We start from the raw sequence: 245 nt of genomic DNA on the forward strand, positions 1-245 counted from the left end.
TTTCGACTTTTCTGGCGGAAAAACACAAAAATGTAGCATAACGATGATGGTTGGAGATGGCGTAAACGATGCCCCAGTTTTGGCTGCAGCAAACATTGGCGTGGCTTTAACAGATGGCACGGATACAGCGGCTTCGGAGTGCGCGCAAGTTGTTATTATGAACAACAACATTTATGCTGTAGCAAACGCTGTAAGCGTTGCAAAACACACGAAGCGAGTTATGATTCAAGCTGTTATGTTGGGAA

1 protein-coding gene is annotated in these 245 nt (G+C 44.9%); it reads left to right on the forward strand.

Going from position 1 to position 245, the window contains the following annotated elements; all coding sequences use genetic code 11:
* A partial coding sequence (locus QP420_RS06740; protein WP_481616907.1) for an HAD hydrolase family protein occupies nucleotides 1-245 on the forward strand: 245 nt, incomplete at both ends.

The organism is Bifidobacterium sp. UMB1197 (genome assembly GCF_030217745.1).
In the GTDB taxonomy this organism is placed as follows: Bacteria; Actinomycetota; Actinomycetes; order Actinomycetales; family Bifidobacteriaceae; genus Bifidobacterium; species Bifidobacterium vaginale_B.